The organism is Pseudomonas sp. S36 (assembly GCF_016647875.1).
Lineage (GTDB): Bacteria > Pseudomonadota > Gammaproteobacteria > Pseudomonadales > Pseudomonadaceae > Aquipseudomonas > Aquipseudomonas parafulva.
The window spans coordinates 1-24,865 of the sequence record NZ_JACVVG010000045.1 but is presented as its reverse complement, the minus strand read 5'-3'; the positions used below and the strand labels follow the sequence as shown (position 1 = coordinate 24,865).

General features: G+C 63.3%; 26 protein-coding genes and 1 pseudogene. 13 read left to right on the top strand and 14 right to left on the bottom strand.

The features are described 5' to 3' along the window. Positions 1-6: 6 nt before the first annotated feature. Positions 7-1,482, bottom strand: coding sequence for a helicase HerA-like domain-containing protein (locus IAE36_RS19880; RefSeq protein ID WP_201214175.1), 1,476 nt, complete (start codon positions 1,480-1,482; stop codon positions 7-9). A gap of 168 nt (positions 1,483-1,650) precedes the next feature. Between IAE36_RS19880 and IAE36_RS24145 the strand changes: the two are divergent. The 5 genes and pseudogenes from IAE36_RS24145 to IAE36_RS19860 all read left to right on the top strand — a co-directional run. Next, positions 1,651-2,670, top strand: a pseudogene (locus tag IAE36_RS24145) (HAMP domain-containing protein); the annotation flags it as partial. A gap of 90 nt (positions 2,671-2,760) precedes the next feature. Next, complete coding sequence (locus IAE36_RS24140) at positions 2,761-3,525, top strand: methyl-accepting chemotaxis protein (protein WP_442967378.1); 765 nt, start codon at positions 2,761-2,763, stop codon at positions 3,523-3,525. Positions 3,526-3,679: 154 nt separating this feature from the next. Further along, a complete protein-coding gene (locus tag IAE36_RS19870) occupies positions 3,680-4,801 on the top strand; it encodes a glycosyltransferase family 4 protein (protein ID WP_201214171.1) in 1,122 nt (373 codons plus the stop codon). Further along, positions 4,794-5,558 (top strand): DUF2334 domain-containing protein, encoded by a 765-nt coding sequence (locus IAE36_RS19865; RefSeq protein ID WP_201214169.1) that lies wholly within the window; start codon positions 4,794-4,796, stop codon positions 5,556-5,558. Before IAE36_RS19870 ends, IAE36_RS19865 begins: the two co-directional genes overlap by 8 nt. Then, complete coding sequence (locus IAE36_RS19860) at positions 5,555-6,547, top strand: lysylphosphatidylglycerol synthase transmembrane domain-containing protein (protein ID WP_201214167.1); 993 nt, start codon at positions 5,555-5,557, stop codon at positions 6,545-6,547. Before IAE36_RS19865 ends, IAE36_RS19860 begins: the two co-directional genes overlap by 4 nt. Before the next feature lie 162 nt (positions 6,548-6,709). On the opposite strand, the gene purU is transcribed toward IAE36_RS19860, so the two are convergent. Beyond that, positions 6,710-7,561: a formyltetrahydrofolate deformylase gene (gene purU / locus IAE36_RS19855; RefSeq protein WP_028635125.1), complete on the bottom strand. Its 852-nt coding sequence runs from the start codon at positions 7,559-7,561 to the stop codon at positions 6,710-6,712. A gap of 283 nt (positions 7,562-7,844) precedes the next feature. Between purU and mvaT the strand changes: the two genes are divergently transcribed. Further along, positions 7,845-8,222 carry a histone-like nucleoid-structuring protein MvaT gene (gene mvaT / locus IAE36_RS19850; protein WP_028635126.1) on the top strand — a complete coding sequence of 126 codons (378 nt, stop codon included), beginning with the start codon at positions 7,845-7,847 and terminating at the stop codon, positions 8,220-8,222. A 70-nt stretch (positions 8,223-8,292) separates the two neighbouring features. On the opposite strand, the gene sbcB is transcribed toward mvaT, so the two are convergent. The 3 genes from sbcB to IAE36_RS19835 all read right to left on the bottom strand — a co-directional run bounded on the left by sbcB (position 8,293) and on the right by IAE36_RS19835 (position 10,672). Further along, positions 8,293-9,726: an exodeoxyribonuclease I gene (sbcB, locus tag IAE36_RS19845; protein ID WP_201214165.1), complete on the bottom strand. Its 1,434-nt coding sequence runs from the start codon at positions 9,724-9,726 to the stop codon at positions 8,293-8,295. 77 nt (positions 9,727-9,803) lie between these two features. Beyond that, on the bottom strand, positions 9,804-10,163 hold the full coding sequence (locus IAE36_RS19840; RefSeq protein ID WP_028635128.1) for a PilZ domain-containing protein: 360 nt from the start codon (positions 10,161-10,163) through the stop codon (positions 9,804-9,806). A gap of 122 nt (positions 10,164-10,285) precedes the next feature. Further along, positions 10,286-10,672 carry a tetratricopeptide repeat protein gene (locus tag IAE36_RS19835; protein WP_028635129.1) on the bottom strand — a complete coding sequence of 129 codons (387 nt, stop codon included), beginning with the start codon at positions 10,670-10,672 and terminating at the stop codon, positions 10,286-10,288. 159 nt (positions 10,673-10,831) lie between these two features. Between IAE36_RS19835 and pyk the strand changes: the two genes are divergently transcribed. Beyond that, positions 10,832-12,286 carry a pyruvate kinase gene (gene pyk / locus IAE36_RS19830; protein WP_028635130.1) on the top strand — a complete coding sequence of 485 codons (1,455 nt, stop codon included), beginning with the start codon at positions 10,832-10,834 and terminating at the stop codon, positions 12,284-12,286. A gap of 54 nt (positions 12,287-12,340) precedes the next feature. Here pyk and IAE36_RS19825 read toward each other — a convergent pair whose 3' ends face one another. Next, on the bottom strand, positions 12,341-13,261 hold the full coding sequence (locus IAE36_RS19825; protein WP_201214163.1) for an iron-sulfur-binding ferredoxin reductase: 921 nt from the start codon (positions 13,259-13,261) through the stop codon (positions 12,341-12,343). A 243-nt stretch (positions 13,262-13,504) separates the two neighbouring features. On the opposite strand from IAE36_RS19825, the gene IAE36_RS19820 reads away from it, so the two are divergent. Beyond that, the gene (locus tag IAE36_RS19820) at positions 13,505-15,028 is read left to right on the top strand and encodes a fumarate hydratase (protein ID WP_009685641.1); all 1,524 of its coding nucleotides are present in this window, start codon (positions 13,505-13,507) and stop codon (positions 15,026-15,028) included. 81 nt (positions 15,029-15,109) lie between these two features. On the opposite strand, the gene IAE36_RS19815 is transcribed toward IAE36_RS19820, so the two are convergent. Both IAE36_RS19815 and IAE36_RS19810 read right to left on the bottom strand, forming a co-directional pair. After that, a complete protein-coding gene (locus IAE36_RS19815) occupies positions 15,110-15,982 on the bottom strand; it encodes a carbon-nitrogen hydrolase family protein (RefSeq protein ID WP_201214161.1) in 873 nt (290 codons plus the stop codon). Continuing rightward, the gene (locus IAE36_RS19810) at positions 15,979-16,569 is read right to left on the bottom strand and encodes a GNAT family N-acetyltransferase (RefSeq protein ID WP_028635133.1); all 591 of its coding nucleotides are present in this window, start codon (positions 16,567-16,569) and stop codon (positions 15,979-15,981) included. The genes IAE36_RS19815 and IAE36_RS19810 overlap by 4 nt, the downstream gene beginning before the upstream one ends. Positions 16,570-16,684: 115 nt before the next feature. Here IAE36_RS19810 and IAE36_RS19805 point away from each other — a divergent pair, with 115 nt between their 5' ends. After that, positions 16,685-17,083, top strand: a complete 399-nt coding sequence (locus IAE36_RS19805) for a nuclear transport factor 2 family protein (RefSeq protein ID WP_201214159.1) — start codon at positions 16,685-16,687, stop codon at positions 17,081-17,083. A gap of 9 nt (positions 17,084-17,092) precedes the next feature. Here the strand turns inward: IAE36_RS19805 and IAE36_RS19800 are convergent, their stop codons facing one another. Genes IAE36_RS19800 through IAE36_RS19780 form a run of 5 tightly spaced genes read right to left on the bottom strand, consistent with a single transcriptional unit; the run spans position 17,093 to position 20,878 of the window. Next, on the bottom strand, positions 17,093-17,671 hold the full coding sequence (locus IAE36_RS19800; RefSeq protein WP_060482479.1) for a DJ-1/PfpI family protein: 579 nt from the start codon (positions 17,669-17,671) through the stop codon (positions 17,093-17,095). Positions 17,672-17,722: 51 nt separating this feature from the next. Beyond that, positions 17,723-18,880: a phospholipase D-like domain-containing protein gene (locus IAE36_RS19795; RefSeq protein ID WP_201214157.1), complete on the bottom strand. Its 1,158-nt coding sequence runs from the start codon at positions 18,878-18,880 to the stop codon at positions 17,723-17,725. A gap of 1 nt (position 18,881) precedes the next feature. Next, on the bottom strand, positions 18,882-19,463 hold the full coding sequence (locus IAE36_RS19790; RefSeq protein ID WP_201214155.1) for a YceI family protein: 582 nt from the start codon (positions 19,461-19,463) through the stop codon (positions 18,882-18,884). Positions 19,464-19,508: 45 nt separating this feature from the next. Beyond that, positions 19,509-19,805: an amidase gene (locus IAE36_RS19785; protein ID WP_201214153.1), complete on the bottom strand. Its 297-nt coding sequence runs from the start codon at positions 19,803-19,805 to the stop codon at positions 19,509-19,511. Further along, the gene (locus IAE36_RS19780) at positions 19,802-20,878 is read right to left on the bottom strand and encodes a serine hydrolase domain-containing protein (RefSeq protein ID WP_201214151.1); all 1,077 of its coding nucleotides are present in this window, start codon (positions 20,876-20,878) and stop codon (positions 19,802-19,804) included. The genes IAE36_RS19785 and IAE36_RS19780 overlap by 4 nt, the downstream gene beginning before the upstream one ends. 199 nt (positions 20,879-21,077) lie before the next feature. On the opposite strand from IAE36_RS19780, the gene olsB reads away from it, so the two are divergent. Both olsB and IAE36_RS19770 read left to right on the top strand, forming a co-directional pair. Beyond that, positions 21,078-21,833 carry an L-ornithine N(alpha)-acyltransferase gene (olsB, locus tag IAE36_RS19775; RefSeq protein ID WP_028635140.1) on the top strand — a complete coding sequence of 252 codons (756 nt, stop codon included), beginning with the start codon at positions 21,078-21,080 and terminating at the stop codon, positions 21,831-21,833. After that, the gene (locus IAE36_RS19770; protein WP_201214149.1) at positions 21,833-22,621 is read left to right on the top strand and encodes a lysophospholipid acyltransferase family protein; all 789 of its coding nucleotides are present in this window, start codon (positions 21,833-21,835) and stop codon (positions 22,619-22,621) included. Before olsB ends, IAE36_RS19770 begins: the two co-directional genes overlap by 1 nt. Positions 22,622-22,670: 49 nt before the next feature. Here IAE36_RS19770 and IAE36_RS19765 read toward each other — a convergent pair whose 3' ends face one another. Then, positions 22,671-23,255 (bottom strand): acyl carrier protein phosphodiesterase, encoded by a 585-nt coding sequence (locus IAE36_RS19765; RefSeq protein ID WP_201214147.1) that lies wholly within the window; start codon positions 23,253-23,255, stop codon positions 22,671-22,673. A 151-nt stretch (positions 23,256-23,406) separates the two neighbouring features. Between IAE36_RS19765 and IAE36_RS19760 the strand changes: the two genes are divergently transcribed. Together IAE36_RS19760 and IAE36_RS19755 are read left to right on the top strand one after the other, a co-directional pair. Further along, positions 23,407-23,709 (top strand): ArsR/SmtB family transcription factor, encoded by a 303-nt coding sequence (locus IAE36_RS19760; protein WP_028635143.1) that lies wholly within the window; start codon positions 23,407-23,409, stop codon positions 23,707-23,709. Positions 23,710-23,725: 16 nt separating this feature from the next. After that, the gene (locus IAE36_RS19755) at positions 23,726-24,775 is read left to right on the top strand and encodes an alkene reductase (RefSeq protein WP_201214145.1); all 1,050 of its coding nucleotides are present in this window, start codon (positions 23,726-23,728) and stop codon (positions 24,773-24,775) included. Positions 24,776-24,865 lie beyond the last annotated feature (90 nt).

Here is a 24,865-nt window from a genome sequence, read left to right as displayed (position 1 = left end):
TGCCCGCTACTTCTTCTTCCCGCCCAGCAACGACCCCATCAAGCCGCGTACCAATTGCCGCCCAAACTGGTTGGCCGCCTGGCGCATCGCTGACTTGATTGCCTGCCCTGCCGCACTCTGTAAAAACTCACCTGCCTTGTCGGCAAAACTGCTGTCGTCGGCCTTGGGCTGCGGCGCAGGCTCTACCGCCTCGCCCTTGCGCTGCGTCAGCAGCTCATAGGCAGACTCCCTATCCACGGGCTTGTCGTAACGCCCCAGCAAGGGAGAACCCGCGATCAGGGCAGCGCGCTCAGCGTCACTCAGCGGCCCGATACGGGACTGGGGTGGCGCTATGAGTACGCGCTGCACCGTGGCAGGCGTGCCCTTTTCTTCCAATGTGCCCACCAGCGCTTCGCCAATACCCAGTTCGGTCAATGCCGCCAGGGCATCGAAGGCCGGGTTCGGGCTAAAGCCCTCGGCCACCGCCCGCAGCGCCTTCTGCTCCTTGGCGGTGTAGGCACGCAGCCCATGCTGGATACGCAGGCCCAGCTGGGCCAGCACAGCGTCAGGCAGGTCTGCAGGGGATTGGGTCACGAAATACACCCCCACCCCCTTGGAGCGAATCAGCCGCACCACCTGCTCCAGCCGGTCTTGCAACGCCTTGGGTGTGCCCTTGAACAGCAGGTGGGCTTCATCGAAGAACAGCGCCAGGACGGGCTTGTCGGCATCCCCTCGCTCCGGCAATTGCTCGAACAGCTCGGCCAACAACCACAACAGAAAAGTCGCGTAGACCTTGGGGGCCTCGTGCACCAGGCGGCTGGCATCAAGCAGGTGGATGAGGCCCTTACCACCTGCAGCCGGCTGCAACAGGTCGTCCAGTTGCAAAGCCGGCTCGCCGAACAATGCCTCGGCACCCTGCTGCTCCAGCGTGGCCAACCGGCGCAACAACGCCTGGGTAGAGGCAATGGTCACCAACGCGCTGTCTTCACCCAGCAGTTGCGGGTTGTCCTTGAGGTGCGCGAGCAGCGCCTTCAGGTCCTTGAGGTCCAGCAGCAGCAGCCCCTCCCGGTCAGCCACCTTGAACGCGGCGTACAGTGCGGCCTGCTGGCTATCGGTGAGATCCAGCAGGTTGCCAAGCAGCAATGGGCCCATCTCGGTCAACGTGGTACGCAGGGGGTGGCCGGTCTTGCCGGCAATGTCCCACAGGCTGACCGGATACGCCTGCGGCAGGTGGTGCAGCCAGGGCATGCCGGCGATACGTTCGGCCACCTTGCCCTGCGGCGCACCGGCCGCCCCCAGCCCGCACAGGTCACCTTTAACGTCAGCGGCGAACACGGCGACACCGGCGTCACTGAAGGCCTCGGCCAGATGCTGCAGGGTCACGGTCTTGCCAGTACCTGTGGCGCCCGCCACCAGGCCATGACGGTTGGCCAGCTTCAGCGCCTGCCCGACCGGCAGGCCGTCTAGCCCGGCCCCTACAACGATGGTTGAAGATTCCGACATCTGTTTAATCCTCTGCTCAAGCTTTGCCTGGGGTCGGCCGATACCTCGGGGTGATATTTGCCTTACATAGAGAGAAAAAACCGAAAAGGGACTTTTCGGGATGTTGCACTCGCTGTGCTCGACAGGTGCGAACACCTGATACAACACCTTAGCGGAATCGATAACGCCATGAACAAAAGCCTTCGTTTCAGCCACAAGATTCTATTGGCAGCCTCACTGATCGTGATACTCGCCTTCAGCCTTTTTACCCTCTACAACGATTACCTGCAGCGTAATGCGATTCGCGAGGACCTTCAGAACTACCTGGCTGAAATGGGCGCATCCACGTCGACCAACATCCGCAGTTTGTTCGAGGGCCGTATCAAACTGGTGGAAAACCTGGCACAGAACATTGCCCAGCAGCCGGCCAGTGCCGAGACGCTGATGGGGCAGAGTGCCCTGGTGTCCAGTTTTCTCACGGTGTACCTGGGCAAAGTAGACGGTGGCTTCAGCGTGCGCCCGGACGCGAAGATGCCGGACGGCTACGACCCCCGCACCCGCCCCTGGTACAAGGACGGCATGAACGCCAGCGGGGCCATGCTGACCGAGCCCTATATCGACATGACCACCAACAAGATGGTCATTGGCATCCTCAGCAAGGTCGCCAACGACATTGGTGTGGTAGGCGGTGACCTGGCCCTGGACGGCCTGGTGCAGATCATCAACTCGCTGAACTTCGGCGGCATGGGCTATGCCTTCCTGGTTAACGACCAGGGTAAGATCCTGGTGCACCCTGATCAGGGCCTGGTGATGAAGTCGCTGTCGGACCTGTTCCCCGAACACGCACCCAAACTGACCGCAGACCTCACCGAGGTACAGAGCGAGGGCCAGACCCGCCTGCTCACCTTCACCCCGGTGACCGGCCTGCCGTCGGCCAATTGGTACATCGGCCTGTCGATTGACAAGGACAAGGCCTTCGCCATGCTCACCACCTTCCGCACCTCGGCGGTGATCGCCACGGTGGTGGCGGTGGTCATTATCATCGGCCTGCTTGGCCTGCTGATCCGCGTGCTGTTGCAGCCGCTGCACACCATGACCCGCGCCATGGAAGACATCGCCGAAGGCGAAGGCGACCTGACCAAACGCCTGCGCATTCACAACCACGACGAATTCGGCATTCTGGGCACCGCCTTCAACCGCTTCGTCGAGCGCATCCACGCCTCGATCCGCGAGGTGTCTTCGGCCACCGAGCAAGTCAACGAAGTGGCATTGCGGGTGATTAGCGCCTCCAACTCGTCCATGACCAACTCCGACGAGCAATCCAACCGCACCAACAGCGTGGCCGCCGCCATCAATGAACTGGGCGCAGCCGCCCAGGAAATCGCCGGCAATGCCGCCCAGGCCTCGCAGCACGCCAGCTCGGCCAGGCTGCTGGCCGAAGAGGGCCAGCAGGTGGTGGAGCGCAGCATTGCCGCCATGAACCGCCTGTCCGACCTGATCGTCACCTCCAGCGGCCACATCGAAACGCTGAACGGCAAGACGGTGAATATCGGCCAGATTCTCGAGGTGATCACCAGCATTTCCCAGCAGACCAACCTGCTGGCACTGAACGCGGCCATCGAAGCGGCCCGTGCCGGTGAAGCCGGCCGCGGCTTTGCGGTGGTAGCCGATGAGGTGCGCAACTTGGCCCACCGCACCCAGGAATCGGCGCAGCAGGTACAGGGCATGATCGAGGAACTGCAAGTGGGCGCCCGTGAGTCGGTCGATACCATGGACCAGAGCCAGCGTCACAGCACCGAAAGCGTGCAGATCGCCAACCAGGCCGGCGAGCGGTTGGACAGCGTCACTGTTCGGATCGGCGAGATCGACGGCATGAACCAGTCGGTTGCCACTGCAACCGAGGAGCAGACTGCCGTGGTCGAGGCGATCAACATGGACATCAACGAGATCAACATGCTCAACCAGGAGGGCGTGGAAAACCTGCAGGCCACCCTGCGCGCCTGCTCCGACCTGGAACAGCAAGCCAGCCGCCTCAAGCACCTGGTCGGCACGTTCAGAATCTGACAGCCAACCACCAGCGGCAGGTATGTGGCCTGCTGCTGGCCATCAGGCCATCAGCGGCCGATCGAACAAACCATCCTTCCACAAGGTCAACTTTAGGCGTGTCATCGCCGGCTAATCACTGCCGGATGACAGACCCGAATACGATCCCGGAGGGATGCTGATCGTGCACATTGCCGACATCACCATGTTCTACGCCCCGGCCAGCGGCGGCGTACGGACGTACCTTGATGCCAAACACCATCGCCTGGACGCACTGCAGGGTGTGCGCCATAGCCTGCTGATACCCGGCGCCAGCGCCACCCACGCAGACGGCGTGTACCATGTGCCTTCCCCACCCCTGCCATTCGGCAAGGGCTACCGTTTCCCGGTACGCCTGGCGCCCTGGTGCAATGTGCTGCGCGACCTGCAACCTGACCTGATCGAAGTGGGCGACCCCTACCTCACCGCCTGGGCGGCCCTGGAGGCGCGGCGCAAACTGGATGTGCCTGTCATCGGCTTCTACCATTCCGACCTGCCCTTGTTGGTAAGCAACCGCATGGGCAACTGGTTTACCCCTAATGTGGAAGCCTACGTCAGCAAGCTGTATGGCAATTTCGACCGGGTGCTCGCCCCAAGCAAGGTGATGGCCGACAAGCTCAAGCGCCTGGGCGTGCGCGATGTGCACGTCCAGCCCCTAGGCGTAGACCTGGCCACCTTCAACCCTTCACGGCGCGACCCACAGGTACGCGCCGAACTGGGTATCGCCGACACCAGCCGCCTGCTGATCTACGCAGGCCGTGGGTCACGGGAGAAGAACCTGCCGGTGCTGCTGGAGTGCATGCGACAGCTTGGGCGTGGCTATCACCTGCTGCTGGTAGGCTCGAACATGCCCAGCAACGTGCCCGACAACGTCAGCGTGATTGGCCAGTTCTGCCCGGCACACGAAGTGGCGCGGCTGATGGCCAGTGCCGACCTGCTGGTGCATGCAGGGGACCAGGAAACCTTCGGCCTGGTGATCCTTGAAGCCATGGCCAGCGCTACGCCAGTGGTCGCGGTGCGCGCCGGCGCGTTCGGGGAAATCGTGAACGACCAGTGCGGCCGGCTGTGCCAGCCCAACGATGCGCAAGCCATGGCCGCCGCCGTGCGTGAAGCCTTTGAGGCCGGCGTGCGTAAACTCGGCGCCCAGGCCCGTCAACACGTGGAAACCTGCTACTCATGGGACAGCGTGGTCAGTGGCCTGCTGCAACACTATCACGCCGTACTCGGCCACCCGCTGCAGGTGCGCGCCCATGCCTGAAGCGTCTGCCAACCCTCGCAGCCTGATGCTGGTATTGCATGACGTAGCGCCAGAAACCTGGCCAGACTACGAGCCGTTCGTACAGGCCGTGGACGCGCTGGGTGATGTACCCATGACCTGGCTGGTGGTGCCGGACTTTCATCGGCGCAACCCGCTGCACCAGGCACCTGCGTTCTGCCAGATGCTTGAACATCGCCTGGCGGCGGGCGACGAACTGGCCTTGCACGGTTATGCACATGCCGACGAAGGGCCCCTGCCGCGCACGCCCGTCGATTACTTCATGCGCCGTATCTATACCCACGAGGGTGAGTTCTATGGGCTGGACGAGCAGCAGGCCCTGGCCCGCCTGCAAGATGGCCTGGCCCTGTTTGCGCAGCAGGGCTGGCCAGTGGCGGGGTTCGTTGCGCCGGCGTGGCTCATGAGTGAAGGCACGCGCCAGGCACTGCGTCGGTTGCCCCTCAAGTACACCAGCACGCCGCAGCACCTCTACCGGCTGCCAGACTTCACCGCGATAGATGCACCCGGCCTGGTGTGGAGCGCCCGCAGTGCCTGGCGCCGGGAATTTTCACGCGTGCTCTGCAACTGGCAGTGCCGCCGTTGGCAAGGCGCCAACACGCTGCGCCTGGGGCTGCACCCGGTGGACATGCGCCACCGTTCGTCCCGCGAGTACTGGCTGCGCACGTTGCAGAAGCTGCTTGAAGACGGGCGTCAGCCCTTGACCAAATCCGCCTGGCTGGAGCGCCAGGTAGCCGCATGAACCGCTGGGTCTGGCTGGCGCTGGCGTTGCTGGGCGCAGCGCTGGTACCGGCAGTGCTGGGCGGCACCGAACTGCTGCCCAGGCTCAGCCGTTTCGACCCGCAATTGCTGCTGACCTTGTTTGGCATGATCGTGCTGTGCTGGGTGCTGAATGCACTACGCCTGCGCCTGCTATTGGGCGAGCAAGCCCGGCACGTTACCCCTGTGCGCACCCTGGGCGTGGTGATGGCCACCGAATTTGCCATTTGCACCACACCCGGGGGCAGTGGCGGCCCGTTGACGCTGATGGCCCTGCTCGCCCGGGACCGCATCAGCCCCGCACGCAGCGGCGCAGTCTTCGCCACCGACCAACTGAACGACCTGGTGTTCTTCTTCTGCGCCATGCTGGCGATTGCCGGCTATGCACTGTTCCACAGCTTGGGCCGCAGCCAGCTGAGCATGCTGTTGGGCAGCGCTGCGCTGCTATCTGCGGCGCTGGCCGCTGTGGTAGTGCTGTTGCGCTACAGGCGCCCGGTAATGCGCGCCATTGGCAGGCTGATTCAGCGGCTGGGCGTCAGTGCCGCACGCAAGCGGCGCTGGGCCCGCAAGCTGCTGCACTTCACGCAGGCCCTGGCGCAGACCTGGCAGTTGCCCAAGCGCACCCTTGCGCTGGTATTCACCCTCACCTGTGCCCATTGGGGTCTGCGCTACAGCGTGCTGTACCTGGTGGTGAAGGGGTTGGGCACGGACCTGGGCTGGATCCCCAGCTTTCTGGTGCAGATGCTGTCACTCAGTGCCGGCCAGTTCAGCATGATGCCCGGTGGTGCCGGGGCAGCCGAACTGACGTCGGCCAGCCTGCTGACGCCGATGCTGGGCAGCTCGACGGCAGCGGCGGCCATCCTCCTGTGGCGGGCTGTCACCTACTACTTTTACCTGTTGGCGGGAGGGCCGGTGTTTGTGGCTCTACTGGCTCGCCCGCTGCTGGAGCGCTGGCGCCGCCAGGCGGGTTGAGCTGCTGCCAGAGCGCCGCGGCGCCGGGGAAATCGGTGCCGTCGGTGGGCTCCAGGGCCTCGGGGTCAAAACGGGCAAGGCAACCCTCACCCAGTGTGGGCGGTAACGAGGCGGTCGGGGCATTGCGCTGCCGCGCCATGTGTCACCGCTCCCCTGCCAGACTCAATCGAACACGACAGTCTTGTTGCCGTGCACCAGTACCCGGTCTTCAAGGTGATAACGCAGGCCGCGGGCCAGCACCATCTTTTCTACGTCCCGGCCGAAGCGGACCATATCCTCGATGCTGTCGGCATGGTTCACCCGCACCACGTCCTGTTCGATGATCGGGCCGGCGTCCAGCTCTTGCGTAACGTAGTGGCAGGTGGCGCCGATCAGCTTCACACCACGCAGAGCAGCCTGATGATACGGCTTGGCACCCACGAAGGACGGCAGGAAGCTGTGATGGATGTTGATGACCTTCTCGGCGTAATCCTGGCACAGCTGTGGCGGCAGGATTTGCATATAGCGGGCCAGCACCACCACATCGGCCGCGTGCTCCTGAACCAGGCGCGACACTTCGGCGAACGCTGGCGCCTTGTCCGCAGGGTCTACAGGCACATGGAAGAATGGAATACCGTGCCACTCGACCATGCTGCGCAGGTCGTTATGGTTGGAGATGACACAGGGGATATCGCAATCGAGTTCATCCGTGTGCCAGCGGTGCAGCAAATCGGCCAGGCAATGGGACTCACGGCTGGCCATCAACACGACGCGTTTCTTTTGCGCCGAATCGGTGATGCGCCACATCATGGAAAACTCTTCGGCAATCGGCGCAAAGGCTTCGCGGAAGGCTTCAATACCAAAGGGCAAGGATTCTGCGCGGATTTCATGACGCATGAAGAACCAACCGCTCTGCACGTCAGAGTGGTGGCTGGCTTCGTTGATCCAGCCGTTGTACAACGCCAGGAAATTACTGACTTTCGCCACGATGCCGACGCGGTCGGGGCAAGCGATCACCAGACGGTAGGTGCGCATGAATAAGACTCCAGAACTTCGCAAAGGCGCACATTCTAGCGGCCCGCCAGAAAAAACGCAGTAATGATTGAGGGGGCGGGCGCGAATCGTTGACCACGTGAATCAAGGCATTGTCTGACAAACCGGACAGACGAGACCGTCGCTTAATGTAAATTTTTGTTCACCCAGAGATATGTTGTCACAGCTTAATTAACAGTTAATGCCGCAATAACATGTTTACTTGCGAGTATCGCCTGTCTATTATTGCCCCACACATTTCCGAACACGCATTAAGGAACACTCCATGTCCCTGATCAACGAGTACCGCGCCACCGAAGAAGCCATCAAGGAACTTCAGGCCCGCCTGGCCAACCTGTCCCAGGATGACAAGCTGAAAAAAGAACTGGAGTTCGAAGGCAAACTGCGCACCTTGATGGGTGAATATTCCAAGTCGCTGCGTGACATCATTGCCCTGCTCGACCCGGATTCGAAACTGAGCAAAGCACCCCGTGGCGCCGTCAAGCCAACCGCTACCAAGCGTGCCCGCAAGGTCAAGCAATACAAAAACCCGCACAACGGTGAAGTCATCGAAACCAAAGGCGGCAACCACAAAACCCTGAAAGAGTGGAAAGCCAATTGGGGTGGTGATGTGGTTGAAAGCTGGGCCACCTTGCTGGACTGATTGTCCTGCACCGCACGCTTGCCCAATAAAAAACGCCGGTATATTACCGGCGTTTTTTTATTGGGCGGTTTTAAGCGATGGCCAATTGCGCTTGCAAGTGCCGGGCGTGCAACTGCCAGGCTTGCAACACCTGCTGCCCTGCTGCGTCCACCCCCGGCCATGCAAGCTCAAGGGCCTTGGCGAAATCGCCAAGGGTGTTCGGCGCGCCCCACTGCGGGTCAAGCAGGCGTTGTCGGCAGAAATCCTGCCAGCGTTGCTGTTCCTGCCCATTCAAGGTATCCGGAAAATTACGCGCCCGGTAACGGAACAACAGTTCGGGCAACCGTGGGTCATCGAACATCCACTGCCCATGCCCCAGCTGGGCAGGTTCCGAGGTACGCACTTGTTCGCACAGGCGGCGGTCACGCTCGCCCAGAAAACCGTCGTACAATTGCTGCTCAGGGTCTGCACTCGGTGCAAACGCTTCCTTGCCATAGATGAGTTCGAGCTTTTCTTGCCATTGCGCCTGCTGGCTGGCCAAGTCTTCGCCACGGCGTTGTAACATCGGCACATCCAGGCCCAGCCGTAGTTGATCCTGAGGGCGCAACACCGAAAGCGGCGCCACTACTGGGCAACGGTTGATCTGTATTAGTTTGAGCGGGACCGGTAATTCACCCTCTGCCAATTCATCACGCCGGGTGTACAAACGCTGGCGCAAAGTTTCAGCAGTTTCCCACACAAGCGGTGAGGTTTCCTGATGCAGGTCGCACACAATCAGTGCATTGCGGTTGTGCGGATGCCACGCCAGTGGCAACACCACCCCCAAATAATTACGGGCGGCAGAAAAGCGACCCGATATATGCACCAGCGGCTGCAACAAGCGTATCTGCTCCATCACTTTGTGCTTGCTGCGTAGCTGGAAAAGCCATTCATATAACTTTGGCTGTTGCTGGCGAATCAAGCGCGCCAGGGCGATGGTGGCCCGTACGTCGGAAAGCGCTTCGTGGGCATGGCCATGGTCAATCCCGTTCGCCTTGGTCAGTAACTCGAGGCGCAGGCTGGTACGCCCCTCCTGTTGCGGCCATTCAATCCCCTCAGGCCTGAGTGCATAAGCGGTGCGCACCACGTCGATCAGGTCCCAGCGGCTGTTACCCCCCTGCCATTCACGGGCGTAGGGGTCGAAGAAGTTGCGGTAAAGGCTATAGCGCGTCACTTCATCGTCGAACCGCAGGGTGTTGTAGCCGGCCCCACAGGTGCCGGGCTGAGCCAGCTGTGCATGCACCCGGGACATGAATTCAGCTTCGCACAGGCCCTGCTCGACGAGCTGCTGCGGGGTGATACCGGTAACCAGGCAGGCCGCTGGGTGCGGCAGGATGTCATCGGCCGGCCGACAGTAAAGGTTGATGGGTTCGTCGATTTCGTTCAGCTCGAAATCGGTGCGCAGCCCGGCCATCTGCAAAGGGCGGTCGCAGCGCGGGTTGATACCGGTGGTTTCGTAGTCGTGCCAGAAAATGCTTGCGGTCACGGGGTCGTCCTGTAGCGGGGTCGACCCGATTCTAACGCGATTCCCCAATGTCGAGGCTCAAGGGCGCCTACGGCAGGTCAGACGGGGGCGTTGGCGGCGCGAAAGCTGAAGTATTCCTGCAGTGACTTCACAAAGTCGTCGAATTCGCGCGGCGCCTGCAGCAGCATGAAGCCAGAATCGTAGTGCCCCGGGGTCTGGTCCTCACGGCACCACAGGCAACTGGCTGTCAGGTTGACGAACTGGTGCCCGCCACCCTGCAAAGGCAAGCGTAATTGCAGTTCGTAATCAGGGCCTACCAGCACGGGCAGCTCACTGATGACCATCAACCCGGCCTCCGACGCGTTCCCCAACAGGCCGATCTCCTGACCGGTAAAACGGTTGAAGACCTGAAGAACGAAGGGTAATTGATGGCGTTGTATATTGCGCTTGTTGAACATGGCGGTTGATGCAGTCCGTTCCTGGCCAGGAATGCGTGGAACTGGCGGTTTTTGTAACAGCTGAGTTACAGATTAGCGCAGGGCGCGCGGCAACTCCTCACAAAATAGAACACACCTTGGCATTATCGCCAAGGTGCAGTCGTCGCCGGCTTGGCGATGGCGGGTTCGCCACTGCGATAATGGCCGAGCCGCTCCAGTGTCTGCAGGCGCGCTTGCGCCCGGTAGGCGTATTCGTTGCCGGGGTAGCGCTGAATCAGGTACTGGTAGGTTTGTGCAGCATCCACATACAGCGCCTGACGCTCCAGGCACTGGCCACGCAGCAATGCAACCTCGGGGTGGATGAACGGGCGGGCTCGGCTGGCACGGTCGACCTGGGACAACTCGAGCATGACCCGCTGGCAGTCGCCACGGTCGTAGGCGCGGTAGGCGTTGTTCAGGTGATGGTCCATCGACCAGCGGGTACAACCGACGGCGCTGGCGGCCAGGGCTAAAACGATCAGGGTGCGCATGGGTGTCTCCTTTGCTGTCCAGCTTATCGGCCGCTGCCGGCGTTTCTTCAGCCATGGCGCGACGGGCTGTGGGTAGAGCATCAGGTAGTGAAACGGAAAAATGACTACAGCAAGATTCAGGAGTAGCCTTTCGCTGCGCTTCAATACAGGAGTCTGTGCATGACCATCCGCCGCACCAAAATCGTCGCCACCCTTGGCCCAGCCAGCAATTCGCCGGAAGTGATCGAACAACTGATCCACGCCGGCCTGGACGTGGCACGCCTGAACTTCTCTCACGGCACCCCGGACGAGCACAAGGCCCGCGCCCGCCTGATCCGTGACATCGCCGCCAAAAACGGCCGCCATGTCGCACTGCTGGGCGACCTGCAAGGCCCGAAGATCCGCATCGCCAAGTTCGCCAACAAGCGCATCGAATTGAAGATCGGTGACAAGTTCACCTTCTCCACCGCTCACCCGCTGACCGAAGGCAACCAGGATATCGTCGGTATCGACTACCCCGACCTGGTCAAGGACTGCGGCGTAGGTGACGAACTGCTGCTCGACGACGGCCGTGTGGTCATGCGCGTTGAAACCGCCACCGCAGACGCCCTGCACTGCGTGGTGATCATTGGTGGCCCGCTGTCGGACCACAAGGGCATCAACCGCAAAGGTGGTGGCCTGACCGCCCCGGCCCTGACCGAGAAGGACAAGGCCGACATCAAGCTGGCAGCCGAAATGGACCTGGATTACCTGGCCGTTTCCTTCCCACGCGATGCCAGCGACATGGAATACGCCCGCAAACTGCGTGACGAAGCGGGCGGCAGCGCCTGGCTGGTCGCCAAGATCGAGCGCGCCGAGGCGGTTGCCGACGACGAAACCCTCGACAAGCTGATCGCTGCCTCCGATGCGGTAATGGTTGCCCGCGGTGACCTGGGTGTGGAAATCGGCGACGCCGAACTGATCGCCATCCAGAAGAAGATCATCCAGCACGCACGCCGCAACAACAAAGCGGTGATCGTGGCGACCCAGATGATGGAGTCGATGATCCAGAACCCGATGCCCACCCGTGCCGAAGTGTCCGACGTGGCCAACGCCGTGCTCGACAACACCGACGCCGTCATGCTGTCGGCCGAAAGTGCCGCCGGTGCTTACCCGATCGAGGCCGTGCAAGCCATGGCGCGCATCTGCCTGGGCGCCGAGAAGCACCCGACCAGCCAGCGCTCCAGCCACCGCCTGCACACCACCTTCGAGCGCTGTGACGAAAGCATCGCGCTGGCGGCCATGTACACCGCCAACCACTTCCCTGGGGTAAAGGCGATCATTGCCCTGACCGAAAGTGGCTACACCCCGTTGATCATGTCGCGCCTGCGCTCGCATGTGCCGATCTTCGCCCTGTCGCCACACCGTGCCACCCAGGCTCGCGCCTCGATGTTCCGCGGTGTGTACCCGATCGACTTCGACCCGGCATCGTTGCCGGCCGACAAGGTCAGCCAGGCAGCGGTCGACGAACTGCTCAAGCGTGGCCTGGTGGAACAGGGTGACTGGGTGATCCTGACCAAGGGCGACAGCTACCACACCATCGGTGGCACCAATGGCATGAAGATCCTGCATGTGGGTGATCCGCTGGTCGGTTGATCCAGCAACGCGTCAGGGGCCGCTTCGCGGCCCTATCGCAGGCGAGCCCGTCCGTCAGGCATGCCCCACAAACACATCGGCGTACACCTGCCCTCGTGGCACACCGGCGATAAACAGCCGGCGGGCAAAGCGTTCCACACGCGCCTGCCCACCGCACACCAGCGCCACAGTCTGCCGCGACGGCAGGCGCAAGCCGGCAAGCGCCTCGTCCATGTGCTCTGCCAGCACCAACTCCACACTCACCCCCTGCACCTTGCGCAGTGCATCAGCCAGATAATGCCCGGCACCGTCGTGCGCCACATGCACGAGCCTGATCTCGCCCTGATGCCCCTGGCGCAGCGCCTCGCGCAAGATACCCCACAGCGGGGCCAGGCCCGTGCCTGCTGCCAGCAGCCACAACGGCCGCGCCTGCCAGTCCGGGTCGTAATGCAGGGCCCCGCCGCGCAGCTCGCCCAAGCGCACCGGGTCACCCACCTGCACAGCCCGGGCAAGGTCACAAAACGCGCCGGGGTGACGGCAGTCGATATGAAACTCAAGGCATTCGTCCTCACCCGGCAAACTGGCGAGGGAATAGGGCCGTGCCACGCCGCCCAGCCACAGCACCACATGCTGCCCGGCCTGGTAGCGCAGCGGCCGCTCCGGCCGCAGTTGCAGGCGCAGCACCGTGCCTGCCCAGCCCAGCGCGGCCACCGTGGCCGTTACGCCATGCTGGCGCGGGTCGAACAACGCCACCTGCAGGTTCTCGACGACCCGGCACTGGCAGGCCAGCCGCCAGCCCTGGGCATGCTTGTCCAGGGCCAGGGCCTCGGGCAGCGCATCCAGCGGTTGCCCGGCCAGGCATTGCACAAGGCAGGCATGGCAGCTACCAGCCCTGCAGCTGTAGGGCACGTTCAGGCCAGCGTCGTTCAGGGCATCCAGCAGGTTGCTGCCGTTCGGTACTGTCCAGCGCTGCTCACCCACGCAGAGTTCGGGCATGTTCGGTACAGTCTCCGGTGAATGGGGTGGTGTGGGCCGATTCTACGGCAGCAAAAAGGATGCCGGCCAGCGACCGACCAAGGTCCGCATCGGCTGCAGGTGTGCCAGGCCCTGATGCGCGCTATACTGCCGCGCCTTTTTACGTCGGCCTGACCTGCCGGCGCCTGCAAGGCGCTTCGACACGCTGGTCGGCACCGTCGAGCGCCGTAATGAATGTTCCCGTCTTCAAGAGGAGCGCGCTGCATGACCGTGATCAAGCAAGACGACCTGATTCAGAGCGTCGCCGATGCCCTGCAATTCATTTCGTACTACCACCCCGTCGATTTCATCCAGGCCATGCACGAGGCCTACCTGCGCGAAGAGTCGCCGGCTGCACGCGATTCCATCGCCCAGATCCTGATCAACTCGCGCATGTGCGCCACCGGCCACCGCCCGATCTGCCAGGACACCGGCATCGTCACCGTGTTCGTGCGCGTGGGCATGGACGTGCGCTGGGACGGCGCCACCCTGAGCGTCGACGACATGATCAACGAAGGTGTGCGCCGCGCCTACAACCTGCCTGAAAACGTGCTGCGTGCATCGATCCTGGCCGACCCGGCCGGCGCTCGCAAGAACACCAAGGACAACACCCCGGCCGTTATCCATTACTCCATCGTCCCCGGCGACAAGGTTGAAGTGGACGTGGCCGCCAAGGGTGGCGGCTCGGAGAACAAGTCGAAGATGGCCATGCTCAACCCATCCGACTCCATCGTCGACTGGGTTCTCAAGACCGTGCCGACCATGGGCGCCGGCTGGTGCCCGCCTGGCATGCTCGGCATCGGCATCGGCGGCACCGCCGAGAAGGCCGCCGTCATGGCCAAGGAAGTGTTGATGGAATCCATCGACATCCACGAGCTCAAGGCCCGTGGCCCGCAGAACCGCCTGGAAGAAATCCGCCTGGAGCTGTTCGAAAAGGTCAACCAACTGGGCATCGGTGCCCAGGGCCTGGGTGGCCTCACCACCGTGCTCGACGTCAAGATCATGGACTACCCGACCCACGCCGCTTCGCTGCCGGTGTGCATGATCCCCAACTGCGCCGCCACCCGCCACGCCCACTTCGTGCTCGATGGCTCGGGCCCGGCTGAGCTGGAAGCCCCGTCGCTGGACGCCTACCCGGAAATCGTCTGGGAAGCTGGCCCAAGCGCTCGCCGCGTCAACCTCGACGACATCACCCCGGAAGAAGTCGCCAGCTGGAAGCCGGGCGAAACCATCCTGCTCAACGGCAAGATGCTCACCGGCCGCGACGCTGCCCACAAGCGCATGGTCGAAATGCTCAACCGTGGCGAAGCGCTGCCGGTCGACTTGAAAGGCCGCTTCATCTACTACGTAGGCCCGGTCGACCCGGTGGGTGACGAAGTCGTTGGCCCAGCCGGCCCGACCACCGCCACGCGCATGGACAAATTCACCCGTCAAATCCTCGAGCAGACCGGCCTGCTGGGCATGATCGGCAAGTCCGAGCGCGGCCCGACCGCTATCGAGGCGATCAAGGACAACAAGGCCGTGTACCTGATGGCCGTGGGTGGCGCTGCCTACCTGGTGGCCCAGGCCATCCGCAAGTCGAAGGTGCTGGCCTTCGCCGAGCTGGGCATGGAAGCGATCTACGAGTTCGAGGTCAAGGACATGCCGGTTACCGTCGCGGTAGACAGTAACGGTGAGTCTGTGCACATCACGGGCCCTGCCCTGTGGCAGAGCAAGATTGCCCAGAGCCTGGCAGTCGAAGTGAAGTAAAACCTGCCTCGCGCGCAAGCCCGCTCCCACTGCGTTACGCCTGTGGGAGCGGGCCTGACCGCGATGCAAGCATCACGGTCATCACCGCATTCTTTCAAACTGCTCCGGCCAGTCCCGCCAGGTAAAAACCTGCCCTTCCCGCCGCACCCGCCGCACCTCTTCCAGGTCCAGGTCACACACCAGCCACTGGCTGCCGACCGGGTCGAGCCCTTCACTCAAAGCCATCACCCCATCACCCGGCATGCCGTGATCCGGCGGTACGAACAGCCCTGCCCGGCCGATGTTTTCGTCCAGTGCCGGCGACCACGGCGCACGGCCCACCGTGGGGCTCTGCAACACGGCAATCTGGTTTTCCAGCGCACGCGCCTGGGCACCGATGCGCACCCGGTGGTAACCCGCCTCGGTGTCGGTGCAGCTCGGCGCCAGGATCAGCTCGGCCCCCTGTTCAGCGAGCCGACGGGCCAGCAGGGGGAACTCGTTGTCGTAGCAGACCAGAATGCCCAGGCGCCCCAACTCGGTATCGAACACCTGCAAACCCTGCCCGGCGGCAATCCCCCACTGCTCCCGCTCGAAGCGGGTCATCATCAGTTTGTCCTGATACCCCAGGCAGCCCTGCGGGCCGAACAGCCAGGCGCGTTTGCGGTACAACCCGTCATCGTCCAGCACCGGCAGCGTGCCCGGCTGCAGGTACACATTCAAGCGCTTGGCGATGCCCGCGCACAGCGCCTTCCACGGTTCGATCAGCGGCTGCATGGCAGCAATCGATGTGCCCAGGTCGCCCCGCTGCCGCGCCGAAAGCTGGCCACTGAGTACCAGCCCGGCGTATTCCGGTAACAGCAGCAGGCGGGCGCCAGCGTCCACGGCCTCGGCGCACAGCGCCTGCAAGTGGTCGGCGTAGGCGTCCCAGGTTTCATGCAGCTCGATTGCATACTGGCAAGCCGCAACGCGGATCACAGTGGCAATTCCTTGAGCCAGAACGACATCAGTTTGTCGGAGCTTTCCGGTTCATCCAGGTCACGCCATGCGTAACGGGTGCGCAACGATGGGTCGTGCAGAAACCCCCGGTTGCGCCAGAAGCCATGCAGTGGCTTGTAGTCAGCCGGCCTTCGCGGGTGCACCCCAGGCCGTTCGACGGCACAAAACGCGCAGTAGTCGAACTCTGCCAGCTTGTGCGCGTAAGACTCACGCTCGATGAAAAAGCGCACACCCAGGCCCTGCCCCCGGTACTCGGGCAGCACCACCGATTCACCGAAGTAATAGACGCTGGCTGGGTCACGCCCCTGGGCCAGAAACGGCTGCTGCAGCTCGGGTGCCACATCCACCAGCGGCAGGCCGGTGGAGGCGCCCACCACCTTGCCGTCGTCCAGTGCCAGCACCACAAGGCTGCGCCCAGAGCGGGCATAGGTGGCGAGGTAGTCGGCTTCGTACTCGGGCGAGCCGTCGTAGAGGTAGGGGAACTCGCGGAACACGTTCAGGCGCAGACGAGCGAGGTCATCGATGTAAGGCGCGATAGCGGCGCCGTGCAACAGGCGTATTTCCATGCTTGGCGGTCGTTTTGTCGATGTGGATGACGCGCTCGGCTAAGCCGGGCTTGAGGGGAAACCCTATCATCCGGGCCAACGACGCGCCTTTTCCCTACACGACAGGTATTGTTCCATGACCGCTACCGAACTGGTAAATGCTTACTACGCCGCTTTCAATGCGGGCGACATGCCAGCCTTTCTCGCGCTGCTCAGCGAAGACGTGATCCACGACATCAACCAGGGTGAGCGGCAGATGGGCAAGGCCAGCTTCGCGGCCTTCATGGGCAAGATGAACCGCTGCTACCGCGAACGCCTGGCCGACATCGTGGTCATGCAGAACGCCGACGGCAGCCGCGCCGCCGTCGAGTTCACCGTGCACGGCCAGTACCTGGAAGCCGATGAAGGCCTGCCGGCCGCCAAGGGGCAGACCTACGTGCTACCGGCCGGAGCCTTCTTCTACATTCATTGCGGCAAGATTGCCCGCGTCACCAACTACTACAACCTCAACGACTGGGTAGAGCAGGTCGCCTGAGCCACGCGTTTACGAGATGCGAGTGCCCAGCACTTTCAGGAAGGCCGCCAGCCACGCCGGGTGCGCAGGCCAGGCAGGCGCGGTGACCAGGTTGCCATCTACATGCGCTTGGTCGACCGCGATGTCGATGAATGTTCCACCTGCCAGGCGCACTTCCGGCGCACACGCCGGGTAGGCGCTGCACTCGCGGCCTTTGAGCACGCCCGCGGCTGCCAGCAGTTGCGCACCATGGCACACGGCGGCAATCGGCTTGCCGGCCTGGTCGAAGGCGCGTACCAGGTCCAGCACCTTCTCGTTCAGGCGCAGGTATTCAGGGGCTCGGCCGCCGGGGATCAGCAGGGCGTCATAGCTTTCGGGGCGAGCCCGCACAAAGTCGTGGTTCAGGGCAAAATGGTGCCCGGGCTTTTCGCTGTAGGTCTGCTCGCCCTCGAAGTCGTGGATGGCTGTGCGCACGGTCTGCCCCGCGACCTTTTCCGGGCACACCGCATGCACCGTATGGCCGACCATGCTCAGCGCCTGGAACGGCACCATGGCCTCGTAATCCTCCACATAATCGCCCACCAGCATGAGAATCTTCTTCGCCGTCATCGCATCCGCTCCATCCATTGCCTGTGAACTGTGATCCCACCATAGCCGCTCTCAGTCGCGGCGGTCGAGCAGGTTGGCCACCAGCCGGTCCAGCCAGCCCCAGACGCGCTGCTTCACCCGTCGCCACAGCGGCCGCGCATTCCAGTGGTCCAGGTCGACTTCCTGGCTTTGCGCAAAATCGCGCTCGAAGCTGGCGACCACGGCGGCCGTCAGCGCCGGGTCCAGTGCCTCGATGTTGGCTTCGAGGTTGAAGCGCAGGTTCCAGTGGTCGAAGTTGCACGAACCGATGCTTACCCAGTCATCCACCACCACCATCTTCAGGTGCAGGAAACACGGCTGGTATTCGAAGATACGTACCCCGGCACGCAATAGGCGGGGGTAATAGCGGTGCCCGGCATAGCGGACGGACGGGTGATCGGTACGCGGGCCGGTCAGCAGCAGGCGCACATCCACCCCCTTGCCAGCGGCGCGGCGCAACGAGCGGCGCACGCTCCAGGTGGGTAGAAAATAAGGCGTGGCCAGCCACACACGCTGGGTGCCGCTGTTAAGCGCGCGCACCAGCGCGTGCAGGATGTCCTGATGCTGGCGGGCGTCGGCATAGGCTACCCGGCCCAGACCCTGCCCCTTCGCCGGCACTTTGGGCAAGCGCGGCAGGCCAAACCCTTCGGCAGGGCGCCAGGCCGTGCGACGGTGGTTGGCCTGCCACTGGCGGTCGAACAGCAACTGCCAGTCGCTCACCACCGGGCCCTGTATCTGCACCATCACTTCATGCCAATCGCTGGCGGCAGCGTCTGGCCGCCAGAATTCGTCGGTCACACCCGTGCCGCCCACCACCGCCCGGCGCTCGTCCACCAACAGCAACTTGCGATGATCGCGGTAGAGGTTGCGCAAGCCACGCTTCCAGTGCAGGCGGTTGTACCAGCGCAGGTACACACCGGCATCCACCAGGCGCTGGCGCAACACGCTGTTGAAGGCCAGGGAGCCGTAGTCATCGAACAGGCAGCGGACCCGCACACCGCGCCGGGCAGTGTGTTCAAGGGCCTGGACCACGGCCTCGGCGCAGGCGCCTGCTTCGACCAGGTACAACTCTAGGTCGACCTGGGTTTGGGCGCCGCCGATGGCCGCGAGCATGCGCGGAAAAAATTCGGGGCCATCGATCAGCAGTTCGAACTGGTTGCCATCCCGCCAGGGGAAGACTGGCCCCGGCATGTCAGCGGGCGGTAAAGATCAGCACCGCATTGACCGGCACCGAGGGGTTGATGGATTTGAGCTTGGCGAACTTGCGCAGGGTTTCCAGCCCTGGCAGCAGGCCGAAGTCTTCGGCACGCAGCACCAGCGGCTCCAGGGTCACCACCTGAAAACGCCGCTGGTCCAGGCGCGTTGCCAGCAACAGGGCATCGTAGTTGTGCGACTGGCCACGCAAGGTCACCGTCACCGGCAGGCGCAGTTCGATCTGCGCACCGTCGGCCAGGTCGTTGATGGGCCGCAGGTCCAGTTGCGCCTGTACCTGCGCCTCGGCAAAGCGGCCGACGTCGAACAGGTCGTCACGCATGCGCTCATCCCTCAACGGGATGCCGCTGCTGACCGAATCCATCTCGATGCGCAGCCCTGCAACACCCTTGCGGTCGACCGACCCATGCAACACGAGAAAACGGTGCACTTCAGCCGTATCGCCGTTCTTGCCGGTAATGAAGGACAACCGTGACGATTCACCGTCGAGGTGCCAGTTGGCCTGTACGGGTAGGCAGAATGCCAGCAGCAAGGCCGGCAGCAGGCGGGGCAGTTTGAACATGACGGATCTCGTAAAACCAGGCCGCCAACCTTACCGCGCCGCTCTTCATGGCAGCAAGCGGCAGCCTGCACGTGGGCCCTGCCAGCGCGCCTGTGCACGTTGGCCCAGGCCCTGGGCAGTGATCTGCCGCTGCAGGGTGTTTTCCTGTAGATGGCTCAAGGGCAACCACTGTTTGACGTAGGCGTCGCAGTATTCAGGCGTGAACCCCATGACGAAGCGACACGAGCAGTACTCCTTGGCCGAGTAGGCGGCAAGGATACCCGGGAAATCGCCCAGCGCCTGGCGTTCACTCCAGGCCCACCCGCACAGCGCCACTACCAACAGCCATGCTACCCGCTTCATTCGCCCGCCCCTGCCAAAGCCGCCAGCACGCGCTTGAGCAACGCGTCATGCCGGTAGCTGGCGTCACGGTCATCGGCATAGCGCACGATGACCAGGTTCTGCTCCGGTACCACATACAGCGCCTGGCCCCAGTGCCCCAAGGCGGCGTAGGTGCCTGCCGGTGCACTCGGCCAGGGCCGTTGGCCATCGGCGTCTGGCTGGTTCAGCCACCAGTGGCCGCCGGGGCTGGGCTCACCGGGCTCACGGCGGGCATTGGCAAATGGCGTGCGGTTGAACGCCACCCAGTCAGCGGGCAGCAACTGCCGGCCATGCCAGCGGCCATCGCGCAGCATCAGCAGGCCGATACGGGCCAGGTCGCGGGCAGTCAAGTACAGGTAGGAGGAGCCAACGAAGGTGCCGGCAGCGTCACGCTCCCACACCGCGCTGTCGATGCCCAGCGGCGTGAACAAGGCCTGCCAGGGGTAATCCGGGTACTGCGCGGTGCCCAGCATGCCGCGCAGGCCGGCGGCTAACAGGTTGCTGTCACCGCTGGAGTACACAAATTGCTGGCCAGCCGGCGCCGCCGCCTCGTGGCTGGCCGCATAGGCCGCCATATCGCTGCGCCCTCGTGTGTACAGCATGGCCACCACCGAAGACTTGAGCGGCGCGTATTCGTAATCCTCCTGCCATTGCAACCCACTGGCCCAATGCAGCAAGTCCATCATGCGCACGTCCGGGTGCGCGGCCATGGCGGGATAGAAGCGTGCCAGCGGGTCCTGCAAATGGAAGCGGCCCTGCCCGTAGGCCACCCCAAGCACGGTGGCGAGCACGCTTTTACTCACCGACCAGGTGAGGTGTGCAGTGCTGGCGGTGGTTGGCGCGGCGTAGCGTTCGTGAACGATGCGCCCGTCGCGGACGATCAGCAGGGCATCGGTGCGGACGCCATCACGCCCGGCACCGGTGCGCGATGGGAACGCATAGGCGTCCACCGCTTGCCAGTCCAGCGTATCGGGTGCGCGCTGCCAGTGCGCATCAGGCCATGGCTCAGCCTGGGCGGTGGTGATGCATAGAAACAGCAACAGGCCTTTGAGCATTGCGGTTCGGGCTCTCTGTAGCAGGCATCGATGATGTGCGCAGCAGGCTACGGCCCTTTCGTGACAGTTGCGCAGTGCTGGCGGGTGTCATGCAAGCATCACCAAAGGTTCATGGGGGTGACACCGGGTCTACCTAGGCTGACCTTGCACAACAAAGCCGACCGGCCGCTCTTCCATGGCTGGCTTATGGAGACTCGCAATGACTCGGATCGCTCACACTGGCGACAACAGCACCGAACGCCGTCTGCAAGCCGAACGCCTGGTTGGCGAAGCGGCCCTTCAAGAAGCCCAGGCCTTGCGCTATCAAGTATTCAGCGCGGAGTTCAAAGCCAAGCTCAAAGGTGCCGAGCACGGCCTGGACAGGGATGACTACGACGTTCACTGCCGCCACATTGGTGTGCGTGACCTGAATACCGGCAAGCTGGTGGCTACCACTCGCCTGCTCGACCACCAGGCCGCCAGCAGCCTGGGCCGCTTCTACAGCGAAGAAGAGTTCAGCCTGCATGGCCTGGTGCAGTTGCAAGGCCCGATCCTGGAACTGGGCCGTACCTGTGTTGCCCCCGACTACCGCAACGGCGGCACCATCGCCGTGTTGTGGGGCGAACTGGCCGAAGTGCTCAACGAGGGGCGCTACAGCTACCTGATGGGCTGCGCCAGCATTCCGATGCAGGACGGCGGTATCCAGGCTCACGCGGTGATGCAGCGCCTGCGCGAGCGCTACCTGTGCACCGAGCACCTGCGTGCCGAGCCACGTAATCCGCTGCCCAAACTGGCCTTGCCCAGCAACGTGATCGCAGAAATGCCACCCCTGCTCAAGGCCTACATGCGCCTGGGGGCGAAGATCTGCGGTGAACCGTGCTGGGACCAGGACTTCCAGGTGGCCGATGTGTTCATCCTGCTCAAACGCGACGAGTTGTGCCCGCGTTATGCCCGCCACTTCAAGGCGGCAGTCTGATGACCAGCCTGCGGGTGCTGGCCCGCCTGTGCCGGCTGCTGATGGTGGTAGTACTGGGCATGCTGATGGCAAGCGTGATCGCTGTGGGCGAACGCCTTGGCGTAAAAGCCAACCTTGTACGCCGCCAGCGCTGGAGCTGCATATTCATGAAGCGCCTGGTGGCTGCCCTGCCCTTCGACGTGCAGGTACGCGGCCAACTGCCGCGCCAGCCGATGCTGTGGGTCAGCAACCACGTGTCCTGGACCGATATCCCACTGCTGGGCATGCTGCTGCCGCTGTCGTTCCTGTCCAAGGCCGAAGTGCGGCACTGGCCGGTGGCCGGCTGGCTGGCCGAGCAGGCCGGCACACTGTTCATCCGCCGTGGCGGGGGCGATGGCCAGCGCCTGCGCGAGCAGATCAGCGAGCAGTTGGGCCAGGCCAGGCCGTTGCTGATTTTCCCCGAAGGCACCACCACGGATGGCTCCCAATTGCGCACCTTCCATGGCCGCTTGCTGGCTGGGGCAATTGACCAGGGCGTGGCGGTGCAGCCGGTTGCCATCGAGTACCTGCGCGACGGCAAGCCTGACCCTGTTGCCCCGTTCGTTGGCGATGATGACTTGGTGTCGCACCTCATGCGCCTGTTCGCACAGCCACGCAGCCAGGTACACATCCACCTGTTACCACCGGTTCAGAGTGCGGGCAAGGAGCGCGCGGTGCTGGCCCTGCAGGCACAACAAGCCATCCAGGTGGCATTGTTCGGCTTCGAAGTCGTAGCAGCAGCCCCGCGCCGCCAGCCTAAGGCCGCTTGAGCAAATCGCCCCGTCGCTCGCGATGCGCCGCAAACGTGGCGCACTCCCCCTACCTGCCCACCTCCAACTGCAGCGCCGCAAAACCCTGCAGCTGCGGGTAAAACGCCCGGAAGTCCGCCAACAACGGCTCATACAACCGTTCAAGCTCCCCCATCACCCCTTCCATGCCTTCCGGACGCGACAGCCGCCGGGCGATGCCATTGAAGACGTGCTCAAGCACCGCAAAATCTCCGTATGCCCCCAGCCAGTCATCGGCTGCCATGGAAGGTGCGATACGCCCCAGCCGCCCCGGCAGTTCAGGCTCGGCCAGCAGTACCCGATAGAATTGCGCAGTGAACTCGCCCAGGGGCTGCTTGGCATAATCGTGCCAGTGCCGTGCCAGGCAATGGTCGAAGAATACATCCAGCACAATCCCGGCAAAGCGCCGACGCTCACGCGGAAAGCGCGCCAGCGCGGCAAGTACCAAGGGGTGCTGGTCGGTGTAGCTGTCGATACGTCGGTGCAAGCGAATGGCCGCTTCCAGTGTGGGTGGAAAACGCCCTTCCAGCGAGCCCTTGACGAAGTCGCCGTACAGGCTGCCGAGCATTTGCTGGGGTTCGGGGCCCCCAAGGTGCAGATGTGCAAGATAATTCATGGCCGCAGTCTAGCACCCCGGCACACGTATATCGCTGGAGGGCGATATACCGATCAGCGATCAGCTGATAACGCTTTCATATTTGTATATCGCGAAATACCGATGTAGGTTTCGCCCTATCGCGATATACCGCTACAGCACGAGCCACACCATGCCACTCGATCTCGACGACATCATAAAAGCACTGGCACACCCGGCCAGGCGAGAAATTCTCGGTTGGTTGAAAGACCCGGCCACGCACTTTCCGGACCAGTACCACAGCACCGACAACGGTGTGTGTGCCGGGCAGATAGACCAGCGCTGCGCACTGTCGCAGTCCACCGTTTCTGCCCACCTGGCCACTTTGCAGCGTGCTGGGCTGATCACCAGCCAGAAGATTGGCCAATGGCACTTCTTCAAGCGCAACGAAGTCACCATCAAGGCGTTTCTCGAACAACTGCGCCAAGCCCTCTGACCAGCAGGTAACCGCTATGACCACGCTTTTCGATCCAATCACCCTGGGCGACCTGGAACTGCCCAACCGCATCATCATGGCCCCACTCACCCGCTGCCGGGCAGACGCCGACCGCGTACCCACCGCACTGATGGCTGAGTACTATGTGCAACGGGCCAGTGCCGGGCTCATCCTCAGCGAGGCCACCTCGGTCAGCGCCATGGGCGTCGGCTACCCGGACACGCCCGGCATCTGGAACGATGAGCAGGTACGCGGCTGGAACAATGTCACCAAGGCGGTGCACGCTGCTGGCGGGCGCATCTTCCTGCAGCTGTGGCATGTGGGCCGCATTTCCCACCCCAGCTACCTGAACGGCGAACTGCCGGTGGCCCCGAGCGCCATCCAGCCCAAAGGCCACGTAAGCCTGGTGCGGCCCCTCAGCGACTACCCCACCCCGCGCGCGCTGGAAACCGAAGAAATTCGCGACATCGTCGAGGCCTACCGCAGCGGCGCCGAAAACGCCAAGGCCGCAGGTTTTGACGGGGTGGAGATACACGGTGCCAACGGCTACCTGCTGGATCAGTTCCTGCAGAGCAGCACCAACCAGCGCAGCGACCGTTACGGCGGCTCACTCGAAAACCGTGCGCGCCTGCTGCTGGAGGTGACCGATGCGGTTATCGAGGTGTGGGGCGCCGAGCGCGTGGGCATGCACCTGGCACCCCGTGCCGACGCCCACGACATGGGCGATGCCAACCGCGCAGAAACCTTCACCTACGTCGCCCGGCAGCTGGGCAAGCGCGGCATTGCCTTCATCTGCTCGCGCGAGCGCGAAGCCGACGACAGCCTGGGCCCGCTGATCAAGCAGGCATTCGGCGGCCCCTATATCGTCAACGAGCGTTTCGACAAAGCCAGTGCCAACGCAGCCCTGGCCAACGGCAAGGCAGATGCAGTGGCGTTTGGCGTGCCGTTCATTGCCAACCCCGACCTGCCGGCGCGGCTGGCGGCCGATGCCCCGTTGAACGAAGCCCACCCGGAAACCTTTTATGGCAACGGTGCGGTTGGTTACATCGATTATCCCCGCCTGTAGGCACGAGGCTCGCGATGGGGTGCGCAGCGCCTCCGGCAATCTGTGATCGAATGCTGATACCGCTGGGGCTGCGTTGCAGCCCATCGCGAC